This is a genomic window from Kribbella sp. NPDC058693, from assembly GCF_042715335.1.
GTDB classification, from domain to species: domain Bacteria; phylum Actinomycetota; class Actinomycetes; order Propionibacteriales; family Kribbellaceae; genus Kribbella; species Kribbella jiaozuonensis.
The window spans coordinates 1,533,818-1,548,755 of the sequence record NZ_JBHXSQ010000004.1 but is presented as its reverse complement, the minus strand read 5'-3'; the positions used below and the strand labels follow the sequence as shown (position 1 = coordinate 1,548,755).

The 14,938-nt window shown below is 70.7% G+C and carries 11 protein-coding genes; 9 read left to right on the top strand and 2 right to left on the bottom strand.

Annotation, left to right across the window (positions count from 1 at the left end):
* Position 1 precedes the first annotated feature (1 nt).
* The 7 genes from ACFWUU_RS33860 to ACFWUU_RS33830 all read left to right on the top strand — a co-directional run bounded on the left by ACFWUU_RS33860 (position 2) and on the right by ACFWUU_RS33830 (position 9,105).
* Positions 2 to 1,399 (top strand): trehalose-6-phosphate synthase, encoded by a 1,398-nt coding sequence (locus tag ACFWUU_RS33860; protein ID WP_137254106.1) that lies wholly within the window; start codon positions 2 to 4, stop codon positions 1,397 to 1,399.
* On the top strand, positions 1,386 to 2,807 hold the full coding sequence (locus tag ACFWUU_RS33855) for an FGGY family carbohydrate kinase (RefSeq protein WP_380181658.1): 1,422 nt from the start codon (positions 1,386 to 1,388) through the stop codon (positions 2,805 to 2,807). The genes ACFWUU_RS33860 and ACFWUU_RS33855 overlap by 14 nt, the downstream gene beginning before the upstream one ends.
* A 76-nt stretch (positions 2,808 to 2,883) precedes the next feature.
* Entirely contained in the window at positions 2,884 to 4,281 is a 1,398-nt protein-coding gene (locus ACFWUU_RS33850; protein WP_380181656.1) for a sensor histidine kinase, read from the top strand.
* A complete protein-coding gene (locus tag ACFWUU_RS33845) occupies positions 4,187 to 4,864 on the top strand; it encodes a response regulator (protein ID WP_380181653.1) in 678 nt (225 codons plus the stop codon). Before ACFWUU_RS33850 ends, ACFWUU_RS33845 begins: the two co-directional genes overlap by 95 nt.
* 83 nt (positions 4,865 to 4,947) lie before the next feature.
* Positions 4,948 to 7,164 (top strand): MMPL family transporter, encoded by a 2,217-nt coding sequence (locus ACFWUU_RS33840; protein WP_380181651.1) that lies wholly within the window; start codon positions 4,948 to 4,950, stop codon positions 7,162 to 7,164.
* Between the two features lie 51 nt (positions 7,165 to 7,215).
* A complete protein-coding gene (gene panD, locus ACFWUU_RS33835) occupies positions 7,216 to 7,638 on the top strand; it encodes an aspartate 1-decarboxylase (protein WP_137252672.1) in 423 nt (140 codons plus the stop codon).
* A gap of 18 nt (positions 7,639 to 7,656) precedes the next feature.
* Positions 7,657 to 9,105 carry an aminopeptidase P family protein gene (locus tag ACFWUU_RS33830; RefSeq protein WP_380181649.1) on the top strand — a complete coding sequence of 483 codons (1,449 nt, stop codon included), beginning with the start codon at positions 7,657 to 7,659 and terminating at the stop codon, positions 9,103 to 9,105.
* Here ACFWUU_RS33830 and ACFWUU_RS33825 read toward each other — a convergent pair.
* Both ACFWUU_RS33825 and ACFWUU_RS33820 read right to left on the bottom strand, forming a co-directional pair.
* Positions 9,102 to 9,680: a dihydrofolate reductase family protein gene (locus ACFWUU_RS33825; protein ID WP_380181647.1), complete on the bottom strand. Its 579-nt coding sequence runs from the start codon at positions 9,678 to 9,680 to the stop codon at positions 9,102 to 9,104. The two genes, ACFWUU_RS33830 and ACFWUU_RS33825, sit on opposite strands and share 4 nt — an antisense overlap.
* Positions 9,681 to 9,761: 81 nt before the next feature.
* Positions 9,762 to 13,085, bottom strand: coding sequence for an ATP-binding protein (locus ACFWUU_RS33820; RefSeq protein ID WP_380181645.1), 3,324 nt, complete (start codon positions 13,083 to 13,085; stop codon positions 9,762 to 9,764).
* A 129-nt stretch (positions 13,086 to 13,214) separates the two neighbouring features.
* Here ACFWUU_RS33820 and ACFWUU_RS33815 point away from each other — a divergent pair, with 129 nt between their 5' ends.
* Both ACFWUU_RS33815 and ACFWUU_RS33810 read left to right on the top strand, forming a co-directional pair.
* Positions 13,215 to 13,619 carry a DoxX family protein gene (locus ACFWUU_RS33815; RefSeq protein ID WP_380181643.1) on the top strand — a complete coding sequence of 135 codons (405 nt, stop codon included), beginning with the start codon at positions 13,215 to 13,217 and terminating at the stop codon, positions 13,617 to 13,619.
* A complete protein-coding gene (locus ACFWUU_RS33810) occupies positions 13,616 to 14,929 on the top strand; it encodes an FAD-binding oxidoreductase (RefSeq protein WP_380181641.1) in 1,314 nt (437 codons plus the stop codon). The genes ACFWUU_RS33815 and ACFWUU_RS33810 overlap by 4 nt, the downstream gene beginning before the upstream one ends.
* Positions 14,930 to 14,938 lie beyond the last annotated feature (9 nt).

The window sequence follows — 14,938 nt, the reverse complement described above, 5'->3', positions numbered from 1 at the left end:
GATGCCGAACGGTAGGAGTTCCTTCGTAGTGGTGGCCAACCGGCTGCCGGTCGACCGGATCGAGATGCCCGACGGCAGTACGGCGTGGCGCCGCAGTCCAGGCGGACTGGTCACCGCGCTCGCACCGGTGATGCAGAGCCACCACGGCGCGTGGATCGGCTGGACCGGGAGCCCGGACGAGAAGGTCGACCCGTTCGACAACGACGGCATGCATCTGGTCCCGGTGATGCTGACGGCCGAGGACGTGCAGCTGTACTACGAGGGCTTCTCCAACGCGACACTCTGGCCGCTGTACCACGACGTGATCGTGGCGCCGGAGTTCCACCGCGAGTGGTGGGAGTCGTACGTCGCGGTGAACCGGCGCTTCGCCGAGGCCGCGGCGGACGCTGCCGACGACAACGCCGACGTCTGGGTGCACGACTACCAGCTGCAGCTCGTCCCGGCGATGCTCCGCCGGCTGCGTCCCGACGTACGGATCGGGTTCTTCCTGCACATCCCGTTCCCGCCGACCGAGCTGTTCGCGCAGATGCCGTGGCGGCGGCAGATCCTGGACGGGCTGATGGGCGCGGACCTGGTCGGTTTCCAAAGACCTGGTGCTGCGTCGAACTTCGCCCGGCTGGCCCGCAACCGGATGGGGCTGCGTACCCGCGGCGACCGCATCCACCTGCCGGACGACCGGATCGTCCGGGCCAAGGCCTTCCCGATCTCGATCGACGTCAACGAGCTGGAGAACCTGGCGCGTCAGCCCGAGACCACGGCCCGCGCGGCCGAGATGCGGCAGGAGGTCGGCAACCCGACCCACATCCTGCTCGGCGTCGACCGGCTCGACTACACCAAGGGCATCCGGCAACGCCTGCGCGCGTTCGGCGAGCTGCTGGACGAGAAGCGGATCTCGGTCGACGACGCCGTGTTCATCCAGGTGGCGACGCCGTCGCGCGAGCGGGTCGAGCAGTACCGCGTCCTGCGTGACGAGATCGAGCTGCTGGTCGGCCGGATCAACGGCGAGCACGGCCGGATCGGTACGCCGGCGATCAACTACCTGCACACGTCGTACTCGCGGACCGAGATGGCCGCGCTGTTCCGGGCCGCGGACGTCGCCGTCGTGACTCCGCTGCGCGACGGCATGAACCTGGTCGCGAAGGAGTACGTGTCGACGCGGTACGACGACACCGGCGCGCTGGTGCTGAGCGAGTTCGCCGGCGCGGCGGACGAGTTCCGGCAGGCTTTCCTGGTGAACCCGCACGACATCAACGGTATGAAGGACACGATCGTCGACGCGATGAACACCGACGACCGCCAGCTCGGCCGCCGGATGAAGGCGATGCGCAAGCACCTGGCCGCGCATGACGTGAACGTCTGGGCCCAGAACTTCCTCAAGGCCCTCCATGACGAAGACTGACGGTCGAGTCCTCGCACTCGATCTCGGTACGTCGTCGGCGCGCGCACTGGTGTTGTCCGACGACGACGCGTCGCCGATCCCCGGTGCACTCGCGCGGCACAAGATCGCGCCGACGTACGGATCGGACGGCTCCGCGACGCTCGACCTGCACGAGTACGTCGAGGGTTTGCTCGGCTGCCTGGACGAGCTCCAGCAGAACGGTCATCTCGAGAACATCGGCGCGATCGTGCTCTCCTCGCAGTGGCACTCGATCGTTGCCCTCGACAACCACGGCGGTGCACTGACGCCGGTGATCACCTGGGCCGACACCCGCTCGATCGACCTCGACCCGTCGATCGACGAGCGCGCCTTCCACGCGCGCACCGGCACCTGGCTGCACCGGCTGTACTGGACCCGCCGGATCCCGTGGCTGCTGTCGACGGCCTCCCCGGCATCGTTCGCCGGGCTGCCTGATCTCGTGCTCGAGCGGTTGACCGGCGAGCGGGTGACGTCGGTGTCGATCGCATCCGGCACCGGGACGCTCGACCTGGCCACGGGCTCGTACGACGACGAGGCGCTCGACATCGCCGGCGTACGCGCGGACCGGTTGCCGTCGATCGTGCCGACCGGGTGGACCGGGGCGTTGTCCGCGGAGTACTCGCGGCGCTGGCCGGGGCTGGTCGGCGTACCTGTGCATCCGCCGACGGGTGACGGCGCGGCGTCGAACGTCGGGACGGGCGGGTACGACGCGGGGACTGCGGCGGTGACGGTGGGGACGTCGGCCGCCGTACGCGTGGTGCATCCGATCGATGACGCGCCTGAGCTGCCGTGGGAGCTGTGGCGGTACCGGGTCGACGACAAGCGCGCGGTGACCGGCATGGCGTTCTCTGCGGCTGGGAACCTACATGCGTGGCTGACCGGCGTACTGCGGCTGGAGTCCGATGAGCTGGCGGGTGCGGAGGTCGGGGCGTCGCGGGCGATCGCGATCCCGTTCATGGCCGGGACCAGGCCGCCGGCGACGGTGCCGAGTGGGTCCGGGGTGTTCTTCGGGCTGTCGTTCGACGACACTGCGGCGGACCTGCTGGCCGCGTCGCTGCAGGGGGCGTCGTTGGAGGTCGACCGCGGGCTGCGCATGCTCGACTCACTCTTCGGAAGCCAGTTGGACGTCGTGCTGGGTGGCGGCGGCATCGACGCGTCTGAGTGGTGGCGGCGGTGTCTGACTGCGACGTTCGCCCGGCCGACGACTGTGTGCGCGGAGGCTGAGGTCGGCGCGCGTGGGGCTGCAGCCGTGGCGCTCGGGCTGTCTCCGTTGCCGGGTGGTGAGCATCTGACGCCGGTTGAGGCCGAGGTCGAGAGGGTCTCGGCCATGCGCCCGCGGTACGAGGCGCTGCGGGAGCTCGCCGTACAGGCGTCCGAGTTGCCGGCCTGATACTGCGTCCGCGGTACGGCCCGGATACTGCTGCAGGACGACGTTCGGGGCTTGGGCGGCACGTACTGTGAAGAGCATGGGCGTGGTGTCGCGGTGGTGCCGGGACCTGGGGATACCCCCGGTCGCCGCGGACTGCCTGCTCGCCGGGGTCATCCTCGCGCTCAACCTGGTGCTGCTGGGTCAGCGCCATCCCGGACAGGTCGCTGCGACTGTGTCGGGTGTGGTGCTGTGTACGGCGGCCGCTGTCGGCATGGTGTTCCGGCGGAGGGCGCCGTTGGTCGCGCTCGGGCTGACCACGGCCGCTGGGGTCTGCTACGCGATCACCCAGCAGGCGAAGAGTCCGATCGGGCTGTTCATGGCGTGTGCGGCGTACATGGTGGTGCTACGGACGGACCACCGCACTCGGGGTACGTCGATCATCACCGTGGTCGCGGTGACGCTGGTCGCGGCGGCTGTCTTCACGAACGGCGAGCTGCTCGCGAACCTCTTCAACGGCGTGGTGGTGCTGTTCGGCGCCGCGATCGGGGAGGCGACGCGGTACCGGCGCGCGTACGTGCAGGAGCTCGAGGAGCGGGCGCTGCGGGCTGAGCAGTCACGCGACGAAGAGGCGCAGCGCCGGGTGATCGAGGAACGGCTGCGGATCGCCCACGAGCTCCATGACGTCATCGCGCACCACATCGCGCTGATGAACGTGCAGGCCGGCGTGGCTTCTCACGTACTGCGCTCCCAGCCTGACGAGGCAGAACAAGCCCTCGCCCTGGTCCGCTCCGGCGGTCGCACGGTGCTGCAGGAGCTAACCGTCCTCCTAGGCGTACTACGCCGCTCCGGCTCTCCCCTCCCCACCGCGCCGACCCCGTCCCTGCACGAACTCGACGCCCTCATCAGATCCTTCAGAGCAGCCGGAGTCCAGGTCGACTATCACGCACCCGACCCCCTCCAACCGTTGCCAGACGTCCTGGAACTCACCGCCTACCGCGTGATCCAGGAGTCCCTGACCAACATCCTGAAACACGCCCCCGGAGCCCCCGCCCAAGTCCACCTCACCCAACCCCCCGGCGCCCTCGCCATCTCCGTGCACAATCCCTCGCCCGCCTCGGGCGCGGCCGCACGGGCGGCGGCCGAGCCCGACCATGCGCCCAGCGCCGCGCTCGGCGGGCGCGAGGTCGCCGTCCGGGCGGACGGGCCCGCGCACCCGGCAGCGGGGCAGCTCGACTCCGGCTGGCCTCAACCGGCCGACTCCCGCCCCGGCGGGGGGCACGGGTTGGTGGGGATGCGGGAGCGGGTTGCTGCTGTGGGTGGGAGCTTGTCTGCTGGGGCGACTGCGGATGGTGGGTTCGACGTACTTGTTGTGCTGCCAACGGGGACGGGAGGTGCGGGTGATGATTCGGGTGTTGCTGGCGGACGATCAGACGTTGATCCGGAGTGGGTTCCGGGTGCTGGTGAGTTCAGTGCCGGATCTGCAGGTCGTCGCTGAGGCGTCGAACGGGCAGGAGGCGGTCGAGCTCGCACGGTCCGAGCGGGCCGACGTGGTGTTGATGGACATCCGGATGCCCGAGCTGGACGGTCTCGCGGCAACCCGGATGATCACCGCGGACGAGGCGCTTGCCGGCGTGAAGGTGCTGATCCTGACCACGTTCGAGGTCGACGAGTACGTGTTCGAGGCGATCCGCGCCGGCGCCAGCGGCTTCCTCGGCAAGAGCGTGGAGCCGGCCGAGCTGATCGACGCCATCCGCGTGGTCGCCCGCGGCGACGCCCTGCTCTCCCCCAAGGCGGTCCGCGGCCTGATCAACCGCTTCCTCGCCGAACCCACCCCCGGCAACCCGATCGGCCCGACCGTCCTCGACGTCCTCACCGAGCGCGAACGCGAGATCGTCGGCCTGGTCGCCCTCGGCCTGTCCAACGACGAGATCGCCGAACGCCTCGTCCTGTCCCCGTCGACGGCGAAGACCCACGTCAACCGCGCGATGATGAAGCTCGACTGCCGCGACCGCGCCCAGCTCGTCGTCCTCGCGTACCAGACCGGCCTGGTCCGGCCCGGTGTACCGCAAGCGCAGTAGCTCGTACGGCGAACGCAGTACCGCCAGAAGCCCGCGACCAGCAGACGCGAGCGACGGCGCCCCCCCCCGGAAGCATCGGCGGTATGGCTACGTATCTCTACCGGCTGGGTCGACTCGCCTTCCGCGGGCGACGGTTCGTCGTACTGATCTGGCTCGGCCTGCTCGCGGCCGGGATCGCCGGCGCGGTCACGCTCTCCGGCCCGACCGCCAACGGCTTCTCGATCCCCGGCACCGAGTCGCAGCGGGCCGCGGACCTGCTCAACGAACGCTTCCCGCAGGCCGGCGCCGACGCCGCGACCGCGCGAATCGTCTTCCAGGCGCCCGCCGGCCAGAAGCTCACCGCCACCCCACAGGTGCAGCAGACCCTGGACCGGATCGCGACCGCACCGCAGGTCGCCCGCGTCCTCGATCCCTTCACCGCGAAGGCGATCTCCCCGGACGGCCGCACCGGCTACGCGCAGGTGACGTACGACGTACCCGCCGCCGACGTCACGCCGGAGGCCAAGGACGCGGTGGATGCTGCCATCGAACCGGCGCGGGCCTCTGGTCTCACCGTCGAGTACGGCGGCGATGCGCTGCAACCGCAGGACGGCCAGCAACTGACCGAGGTGATCGGCATCGGGGTGGCCGCGGTCGTGCTGCTGATCACGTTCGGCTCGCTGATCGCGGCCGGTCTACCGTTGCTGTCAGCAATTATCGGCGTGGGCATCGGCGCGACGGCGATCTCGGCGCTGAGCGGGTTCATCGACATCGGGAGCGGTACGCCGATCCTCGCGCTGATGATCGGACTCGCGGTGTCGATCGATTACGCGCTCTTCATCATGTCGCGGTACCGGCACGAGCTCAGCACCGGACTCGAGCCCGAGGAGGCGGCCGGACGAGCGGTCGGCACGGCGGGATCCGCGGTCGTGTTCGCGGGGCTGACCGTGGTGATCGCGCTTGCCGGCCTGTTCGTGGTCGACATCCCGTTCCTCACCCAGATGGGCCTCGCCGCAGCCTTCACCGTCGTCATCGCAGTAGCCATCGCCCTCACCCTCCTCCCCGCCCTCCTCGGCTTCGCCGGCCACCGCGTAGGTGAGGGCCGTCCCCACCTCACCTCCCGCCTGCGCCGCCGCGGCACCGCCTCCGGTCCCGCCGCGCAAGAGCAGCCCGCTCGCGGGCGGGTCACGCTCGGTCGGCGGTGGGCGGGCTTCGTCACCCGGCGGCCGTTGGCTGTTCTGCTGGTCGCGGTGGTCGGCCTCGGCGTACTCGCCATCCCCGCGACCGACCTGCGGCTCGGACTGCCCGACGACAGCACCGCCGCGCCCGATTCCACCCAGCGCAAGGCGTACGACCTGCTCTCCGACGGCTTCGGCCCCGGCTTCAACGGCCCGCTCATGGTTGTCGTCGACGCCGGCAGCGCACCCGATCCCCAAGCAGCCGCGACCGGCACCGCCACGGCGATCCGCGCGCTCCCCGACGTCACCATGGTCAGCCCGCCCCGCTTCAACCCTGCCGGAAACACGGCCCTGCTGACGGTGATCCCGAAGAGCGGTCCGAGTACGACGCAGACGAACGACCTGGTCAAGGCGATCCGCGCGATGCCCGTATCCGGCGGCGCCGAGGTCGCGGTGACCGGCGCGACCGCGATCAGCATCGACATCTCGGACAAGCTCGGCAGCGCGCTGGCGCCGTACCTGGCACTGATCGTCGGACTGGCGTACCTGTTGCTGATGCTGGTGTTCCGGTCAGTGCTGGTGCCGCTGAAGGCGACACTCGGGTTCCTGCTGACTGTGGCGGCGACGTTCGGCGCGGTGGTCGCGGTGTTCCAGTGGGGCTGGCTGGCCGGGCTCTTCGGGGTCACTGGGCAGACCGGGCCGGTGATCAGCATGTTGCCGGTCTTCCTGATCGGAGTGGTGTTCGGTCTCGCGATGGACTACCAGATCTTCCTCGTGACCCGGATGCGCGAGGAACACGTCCACGGCGCCGAGCCACGGACCGCGGTCGTCGACGGCTTCGCGCACAGTTCCCGGGTGGTTACGGCGGCGGCGGTGATCATGACTGCGGTGTTCTCCGGGTTCATCTTGTCCGGGCAGGCGCTGATCCGGGAGATGGGGTTCGGCCTGGCGCTCGCGGTCGCGATCGACGCGTTCGTGGTCCGGATGACCGTCGTACCGGCGGTGATGGCGCTGCTCGGGCGGCGCGCCTGGTACCTCCCCCGCTGGCTGGACCGGCTGCTCCCGAACGTCGACGTCGAAGGCGACTCGCTCCGCCGCCCACCCACGCCCGATCCACGTCAGCCCGAACTCGTCTCGCGTTGACGTGATGGCGGCCACTGACAGGTGACGAGCGCGCCTGGATCATTCCCTGCCATGTGGCGCGAGATGATGAAGTCGAAGGTGCACCGGGCGACGGTGACGCAGGCCGATCTGGACTACGTCGGATCGTGCACGCTGGACGCGGAGCTGATGGACGCGGCCGATCTGCTGCCCGGCGAGAAGGTCGACATCGTCGACATCACCAACGGGCAGCGGCTCTCGACGTACCTGATCGAGGGGCCGCGCGGGTCCGGGGTGGTGGGGATCAACGGCGCCGCGGCGCACCTGATCCACCCGGGTGATCTGGTCATCCTGATCGCCTACGGGATGTTCGACACCGCCGAGGCGAAGGTCTTCGAACCGAGCGTAGTCTTCGTGGACGAGCACAATGCGATCACTCGCATCGGCTCCGACCCCGCCGAGGCGCTGCCCGACAGCGGCACGCTCCGCGGCGACCAACTGCACACCCCGCGTTGAGACGAGGACTGGGCGACGATGACCGAGAACACCGCTGACACAGCTGATAGCGCTGCCCCGAAGACCGCTTCCCACGACAACGAGCCCAGCCCGAAGCTGCGCGAGTTCATGAACTCGGGATGGGCCGACTCGGAGCGCCACGATCTCGCGCTGAGCGATGTCGGCGTGTGGGCGGCGAAGCGGCGGGACGCGTTGTCGCAGGCGTTCCCGGGCGAGCGTCTGGTCATCCCGGCCGGCACCTACAAGGTCCGGTCGAACGACACCGACTACGTCTTCCGCCCGCACACCGACTACGTGTGGCTGACCGGCAACCAGACCTCCGACGCCGTCCTGGTCCTGGAGCCGAACGGCACCAGCGGCCACGACGCGGTCCTGTACTTCCGCCCCCGCGCCGACCGCGCGCAGGGCGAGGAGTTCTGGCGCGACCGGATGTACGGCGAGCTCTGGGCCGGCCGGCGTCCTTCGCTGACCGAGACCGCGAAGGAGTTCGGTATCGAGACGCGCCACGTCGACCAGCTCGCCGACGCCCTCAAGGGCGACGTGCCGACCCGCGTACGCCGGGGCGAGGACGAGTCGATCGCGTCGCTGCTGAGCGGTGCGCGGATCGACCAGCTGAAGGACGGGGAGCTGTCCGCGACGCTGTCGGAGCTGCGGCTGGTCAAGGACGCGTACGAGCTCGAGCAGCTCCGGGACGCGGTCGCGATCACGCACCGCGGGTTCTCCGACGTACTCGCCGAGATGGACAAGGTCCGGCAGTACGGCGAACGCTGGATCGAGGGCACGTTCTGGCGCCGGGCACGGGCCGAGGGCAACGATGTCGGCTACACCTCGATCGCCGCGGCCGGTCCGCACGCGACCACGCTGCACTGGATCGAGAACGACGGCCCGGTGAACGACGGCACGCTGATGCTGCTCGACATGGGCGTGGAGAACCGGCAGCTGTACACCGCCGACATCACCCGCACGCTGCCGGTGAACGGCGAGTTCACGCCGCGCCAGCGCGACCTGTACCAGCTGGTGCTGGACGCGCAGAACGCCGGGATCGCAGCGCTCAAGCCGGGTGCGGCGTTCCGCTCCGGGCACGAGGCGGCGATGGAGGTCATCGTGCACGGCCTGGACGCGATGGAGCTGCTGCCGGTGTCGGCCGAGGAGGCACTCGACCCGCAGAGCCGCCTGTACCAGCGCTACACCCTGCACGGCGTCAGCCACATGCTCGGCCTGGACGTCCACGACTGCTCCGCGGCCCGCAGCGAGACCTACCGGCAGGGCACCGTCCAGCCCGGCTACGTCCTCACCGTGGAGCCCGGCCTGTACTTCCAGTCCGACGACCTCACCGTCCCCGAGGACCTCCGCGGCATCGGCATCCGGATCGAGGACGACGTCCTCATCACCTCCGACGGCACCGAAAACCTCTCGGATGCCATGCCTCGCACCGTCGAAGGCCTGCAGGACTGGATGGCTTCCTAGCGGACCACCTCGAAGCGCAGGTGGGTAACGCCGCTACCGGCCTCGATCACGCGGTTGCGGTTCAGATTGACCGGCGCCCCGCCGAGCAGGTCGAACAGACGGACGCCGTCGCCGAGCAACACCGGCACCAGGTGTACGTGGATCTCATCGAGGAGCCCCGCGGCCAGCGCTTGCTGCGCCGCGGTGGCTCCGTGGACGCCGACCGTACCGTCGCCGGCGACAGCCTTCGCCTGCTTGACCGCGCTCTCGATGCCGTCGGTGACGAAGGTGAAGACCTTCGGCGCCTCGGCCGGCGGCTTGTGGGTCAGGACGAAGCACGGGACGTCCCCGGCCGGTCCGCCGTCGCCCCAGCCGCCTTCCCCGACACAGATGTCGTACGAACGCCGTCCCATCAGGATCGCTCCGGCGCCGTCCACCATCTCCTGCAGGACCGCCCGGTCGGCGGGGGTCGCCGTCGGCCCGAGCCAGTCGTGCAGGATCTCGCCGCCCTCGCCGAGCGGGTACTCGCGGCTGACGTTCGGTCCGGTGACGAAACCGTCCAGCGACATCGACATGGCTGACGCGACGTTTCCCATGATTCCTCCAAGGCTTTGTGGTCTTGCTCCCAAGCCTTGCTGGGCGGAGGTCGGGCCACATCCGTGGCGACTACGGATCTACTACGGAACAGGCACCTGGAACGCCGCAAGTTCCTGGAGGGCGTCGGAGACGTGGTCGGGGTGGAGGGAGAGGGTGTAAGCCCGCTCGAACTGGGCGCCGATGCGGTCGAAGGCCTCGGCGGCTGGGAGGAGCCCGTCCAGGTCACCTGTGGACCGCGCCGTGGCCCGGGCGAGGCATGCGGCGGCCCAGTCGTTCTCGACAGCCTCCGGCGCGGTGGCGACGAGGAACTCGGCCGCGTCGGGCAGGTTCGCGACCACGGCGAGCTCTGCAGCGGCGGCACGCGCGTACGGCACCCACCAGCGCTCAGAAAAGTCCCCAAACGCCCGCCGCACGACGGCCTCGGCCGGCTGAAGGCCCCCGCGCTGCACGTCCCCACGCTGCACGTCCCCGTGCTGGAGACCCCCACGCTGGACCGCCAGGTCGTGGTTCAGCGCCCCGTGACCGCCACCCTCCCGGCCGCCGTCCCCGTGCCGGAGGCCCCCGCGCTGCACGTCCCCGCGCTGCACGTCCCCGCGCCGCACGTCTGCGTGCTGTACGGCGACTCGGGCCTGGGCGAAGGTGTAGGGGGCAGCCAGCCAGGGGGCGTCCTCCACGTCGTCCGTGCAGCGGGCGACCTCCAGCGCACGTGACTGCCAGACGTCGAACAAGCCGTCGTCGCGCAGACCGTGCACCATCGCGGCCGCCGAGAGTGCGGATGCCATCCACTCGATCGGCGGGGCGCCCGCGCCTTGCCAGCGTTCCCAGAGTGCGTCTGCCTGCTCGACGCAGACGTCGAACTGCCCGGTCAGCGCGCAGACCCGGATCAGGCGCGGCAGCGAGATGTACGGGTGGTCGCCGACCGGATCGTCCGGCGCACCCACGGCTGCGAGCGCCGCGGGGAGATCGCCGACCGCGGTCGCGGTGGTCGGCGCGACGTGGAAGGCGTCGATGATCTCGGCCGCGGCGTACGGCTCGTGGCGCGGCAGCGGCCCCACCAGCTGCATGCGCTCGACGGCGTACGAGCGTGCGTCGCGGAGCCGTCCTGCGTTCCCGGCGGCTACCGTGAGCGCGTCGAGCGCGCCCGCGATCAGCACGGGATCGCCGGTCCGGCGGGCCGCATCGACGGCCTCCTGTGCGAGCTCCGGGTCGGCGCCGATCCGGCGGCCGCCGTGTTCCCAGGCCTTGGCTGTTGCGAGCAGTGCAGTCACCTGGGAGTCGCCGGGGCGCGCGCTATCTACCGCCTGCTGGAGCAACTCCTGGCTGCGCTCCTTGGACAGGTCGTAGAGCGAGCCGGTCGGATACCGGTTAGCGGCGATCACGGCCAGCGCCAGCATCGTCGCCCGAACGTTGCCATCAGCAACTGCACGGTCGGCAGCGTCGAGCAGCAGCCGGACGCCGGTCTCCGCGTCGGAGACCGCGAGCGTGGCATCGGCAGCCGACCGCAGATCCAGCGCAGCAGCCACACCGTCAGGCGCACGCTCGGCCGCCTCCCGGTAGTACCCGATCGCCTCACGAAACTCCCGCCGAGCAAACCCAAGATGCCCCAACGCCCGCGCCAACCGATGCGCAGTCGGATCCGCCGCCCCAGCCGTCATGTCCGGCACCGCGGCGCCCAGGTCGGTCGCCGCAGCCGCCGGGTCCGTCGCCCCTGCCACCAGGTGGGCCGCCGCAGCCGCCGGGTCCGTCGCTCCAGCCGTCGGATGGGTCTCTCCAGCCGTCGGGTCCGGCGCCGCAGCCTCCAGGTGGGTCACCGCAGCCGCCGGGTCACTCGCCCCAGCCGTCGGATGGGGCGCCGCAGCTGATGGGTCGCTCGCCGCAGCCTCCAGGTGGGTCGTCGCAGCCGCCGGGTCACTCGCTCCAGCCGCCAGGTGGGTCGCCGCAGCTGCCGGGTCCGGCGCCGCAGCCCCCAAGTGCGTCGCCCCAGCCGCCGCGTCACTCGCCCCAGCCCTCAGGTGCGTCGCCGCAGCCGTCGGGTCACTCGCCCCGGCCGTCGGATGGGTCGCCCCGGCCGTCGGGTCGCTTGCCGCGGGCGTCGGGTGGGGTGCTGCGGCTGTTGGGTGGCTGGCCGTGGTTGTGGTGGCGAGGGCGGCTCTGAGGTCGCCGGCTACCTCGTCGTAGGGCTGTTGCCAATCGGAGCCGTCCAGCCGGCTTTCCAGGGCGGCGGCGGTGGTGGCGGCCCAGTGGAGGCAGCGGTTCTGGGCGGTGGTTAGTTCGGCCTCGGTTAGTTGGTCGCGGGCGAACTCGCGGATCGTCTCGAGCAGCCGCCAGCGGGACCCCCGGCGTACGGCGAGGCTCTTGTCTGTCAGCCGGCCGAGCAGGTCCGCGACCTCGCCCCGGCCGAGCTCCGGGCTGGTTGCGCTGGCCGCGTCCAGGTCGAACCCGCCGACATAGATGGAGAGCCGCCGGAACAGCAGCCGCTCCTGGTCATCCAGCAGCTCGTAGCTCCAGCCGATCACCGCGCCCAGCGACCGGTGCCGGGCATCCACACCACGACCACCCGCCAGCAACCGGAGCCTGTCGTCCAGCGCCGCCTGCAGGCCTTCCGCCCCCAGCGACCCGATCCTCGCCGCGGCCAACTCGATTGCCAGCGGCATCCCGTCCAACCGCGCACAGATCTCCGCGAGCTCGTCGGTCGATGCCGTGAAAGCCGGGTCGACCGCCCGCGCCCGGTCCGCGAACAGCTCGACCGCGGCGTCCAACGGCGGCAGCAGCACGGTCGCCTCCGCCGGAACCCCGAGCCGCTCCCGGCTGGTCGCGAGAATCGTCACCTCGGGACAGGTTCGGAGCAGTTGCTCCGCGAGTGCAGCGACCTCGTCGACCAAGTGCTCGCAGTTGTCGAGCACGAGCAGCCACCGGCCTTGCTGCAGCTGCTCGATCAGGACCTGCTCCAGACTCTGCGGCGGCCGCTCGGTCAGCCCCAGCGCTGTCGCCACCGCCCGACTCACCAGCCCGTCCCGAACCGGCACCAGGTCAACAAACGCACCCGCGGCCCCCGACTCAGCCGCAACGACCGCCGCCAGCCGCGTCTTGCCCATCCCACCAGGCCCCAGCACCGTCACCAGACGGGACTGCCCGAGCGCCTTCCGGACCGCGGTCGCCTCGGTGGACCGCCCGACGAACGTCGTCCGGCCGGCGGGCAGCCCACTCATCCCCGGACCGCGATGCGATCCGGCCAGGTCGGCGAGCTCGCGGCGGTCGGTCACGCCGTACTTGCGGAGCAACGACGAGACATGGCTCTCGACCGTGCGGACCGAGATGTGCAGAGCGCGAGCGATCTGCGCGTTCGACCGGTGGTCGGCCAACGCCGCCAGTACCTCGGCCTCGCGCGCGGACACCTCGTTCACGCGCCCATCATGACCGATCGGCGGGGCCTGCCGTGCCGGATCAGTGGTGGATCCGTGGTCGGCACGGATGTGGGTCGCGGGTCGCCGGCGCGAGGGTCGTCGTACCAGAACACACTCTTGGAGGCAGTGATGAGTACAGCGACGACAACCACGCGCAGGGTCCGGCCGGGCGTGGTGGTGCTGTGGGTGACGCAGGTGGTGCTGGCGGCGATGTTCGTGATGGCGAGCCTGCCGAAACTGACCGGGGACCCGGTGATGGTCGACCTCTTCAACGCGGTCGGCGCCGGCCAGTGGTTGCGGTACGTGGTCGGTGCGCTCGAACTGGCCGGCGCGATCGGCCTGCTGGTACCGCGGTTGTGCGGTCTCGCCGCGCTCGGCCTGGCGATGCTGATGGTCGGCGCGACGCTCACGAACATCGTCGCGCTGGGTGCGTCGCCGGCGATTCCGATCGGCTACCTGCTGGTGGCGGCCGTGATCGCCTGCTTCCGCCGGGAGTCGATCCTCGCGGCAGCTCGAGGGCTGGTCCGGCGATGACGATCACGGCGTTCGACGGACTCCTGACCCGGCCGGGGGATCCGGACTACGACTCCGGCCGAGCGGTCTGGAACGCGATGGTCGACCGGCGACCGGCGTTGATCGCGCGCTGCGCGAGTACGGCGGACGTGGTTGCGGCACTGCGCTACGGCCGGGACGCCGGGCTGACGATCGGGGTTCGCGGCGGCGGGCACAGCTTCCTTGGGCTGCCGGTGGTCGAGGACGGCCTGCTGCTCGACCTGTCCGCGCTGAACTCGGTCCAGGTCGACCCGGTCAGCCGCCGAGCCAGAGTCGGCGGCGGCGCGTTGCTGGGCGCACTCGACGTCGCCAGTCAGCGGTATGGGCTGGCGACCACGGCCGGCAACGTCTCGCACACCGGCGTCGGCGGACTCACCCTGGGCGGCGGAGTCGGCTGGCTGGCCCGCGCGTACGGGCTGACCTGCGACAACGTGGCGTCGTACGAACTGGTCACCGCGGACGGCGCCGTACTGCGGATCAGCGAGACCGAGCACCCGGACCTCTTCTGGGCATTGCGCGGTGGGGGCGGGAGCTTCGGCGTCGTGACCGCGTTCGAGTTCCGCCTGCATCCGGTCGGGACCCAGGCGTTGACCGTCGACCTGTTCTACGAGCTGGAAGATGCCGGTACGGCGTTCCGAGGCTGGCGGGACCTGTTCGCGGACGCCCCACGCCAGGCCACCCCGGTCGCCCGGATTGGCCGGCGGGACGAGTACGGCGGCCGCCTGGTCGCGAGCATCGGCTACGTGTGGGTCGGCGATGTCGAGGAGGGTCGACGACAACTCGCATCGTACGAACGGATCGGCAAGCCGGTTGGCCGGCGGATCAAGGAGCTCAGCTACCTGGACCTGCAGACCCAGTCGGACGACGTCGAACGCCACGCCCTACGCCGCTACTGCAAAGGGCATTACCTGCGGTCCTTGCCGGACGCCGCCATCGACGCGTTCCTTGCCTCGGACAACAATCCGGGAGCACGGTTGACGCTGTGCGGCGGCGCAGTCGCCGACGTACCGGACGGGGAGACGGCGTACAGCCACCGCGACGCGCTCGTCGAGTTCACCACCGGCGACGACTGGAGCGATCCCGGCGAGGACGAGGCCCGCATCACCGCGGCCCGGACCTACGCCGCGGGTCTCGAGCCGTACACCAGCGGCAGCTACGTCAACACCATCGCCGACGAGGATCCCACCGCCGTGCACCGTGCCTACTCCCCGGAGAAGCTGGCCCGCCTGCTCCAGGTCAAGGACACCTGCGACCCCGACAACGTCTTCACCCAAACGGCATTGCACCGGTGAGGGGCGCCG

Bases quoted from the DNA above. Each gene is read 5' to 3' on its own strand.
- ACFWUU_RS33860 (WP_137254106.1), top strand. From the start codon at position 2: ATGCCGAACGGTAGGAGTTCCTTCGTAGTGGTGGCCAACCGGCTGCCG.
- ACFWUU_RS33855 (WP_380181658.1), top strand. From the start codon at position 1,386: ATGACGAAGACTGACGGTCGAGTCCTCGCACTCGATCTCGGTACGTCG.
- ACFWUU_RS33850 (WP_380181656.1), top strand. From the start codon at position 2,884: ATGGGCGTGGTGTCGCGGTGGTGCCGGGACCTGGGGATACCCCCGGTC.
- ACFWUU_RS33845 (WP_380181653.1), top strand. From the start codon at position 4,187: ATGATTCGGGTGTTGCTGGCGGACGATCAGACGTTGATCCGGAGTGGG.
- ACFWUU_RS33840 (WP_380181651.1), top strand. From the start codon at position 4,948: ATGGCTACGTATCTCTACCGGCTGGGTCGACTCGCCTTCCGCGGGCGA.
- panD (WP_137252672.1), top strand. From the start codon at position 7,216: ATGTGGCGCGAGATGATGAAGTCGAAGGTGCACCGGGCGACGGTGACG.
- ACFWUU_RS33830 (WP_380181649.1), top strand. From the start codon at position 7,657: ATGACCGAGAACACCGCTGACACAGCTGATAGCGCTGCCCCGAAGACC.
- ACFWUU_RS33825 (WP_380181647.1), bottom strand. From the start codon at position 9,680: ATGGGAAACGTCGCGTCAGCCATGTCGATGTCGCTGGACGGTTTCGTC.
- ACFWUU_RS33815 (WP_380181643.1), top strand. From the start codon at position 13,215: ATGAGTACAGCGACGACAACCACGCGCAGGGTCCGGCCGGGCGTGGTG.
- ACFWUU_RS33810 (WP_380181641.1), top strand. From the start codon at position 13,616: ATGACGATCACGGCGTTCGACGGACTCCTGACCCGGCCGGGGGATCCG.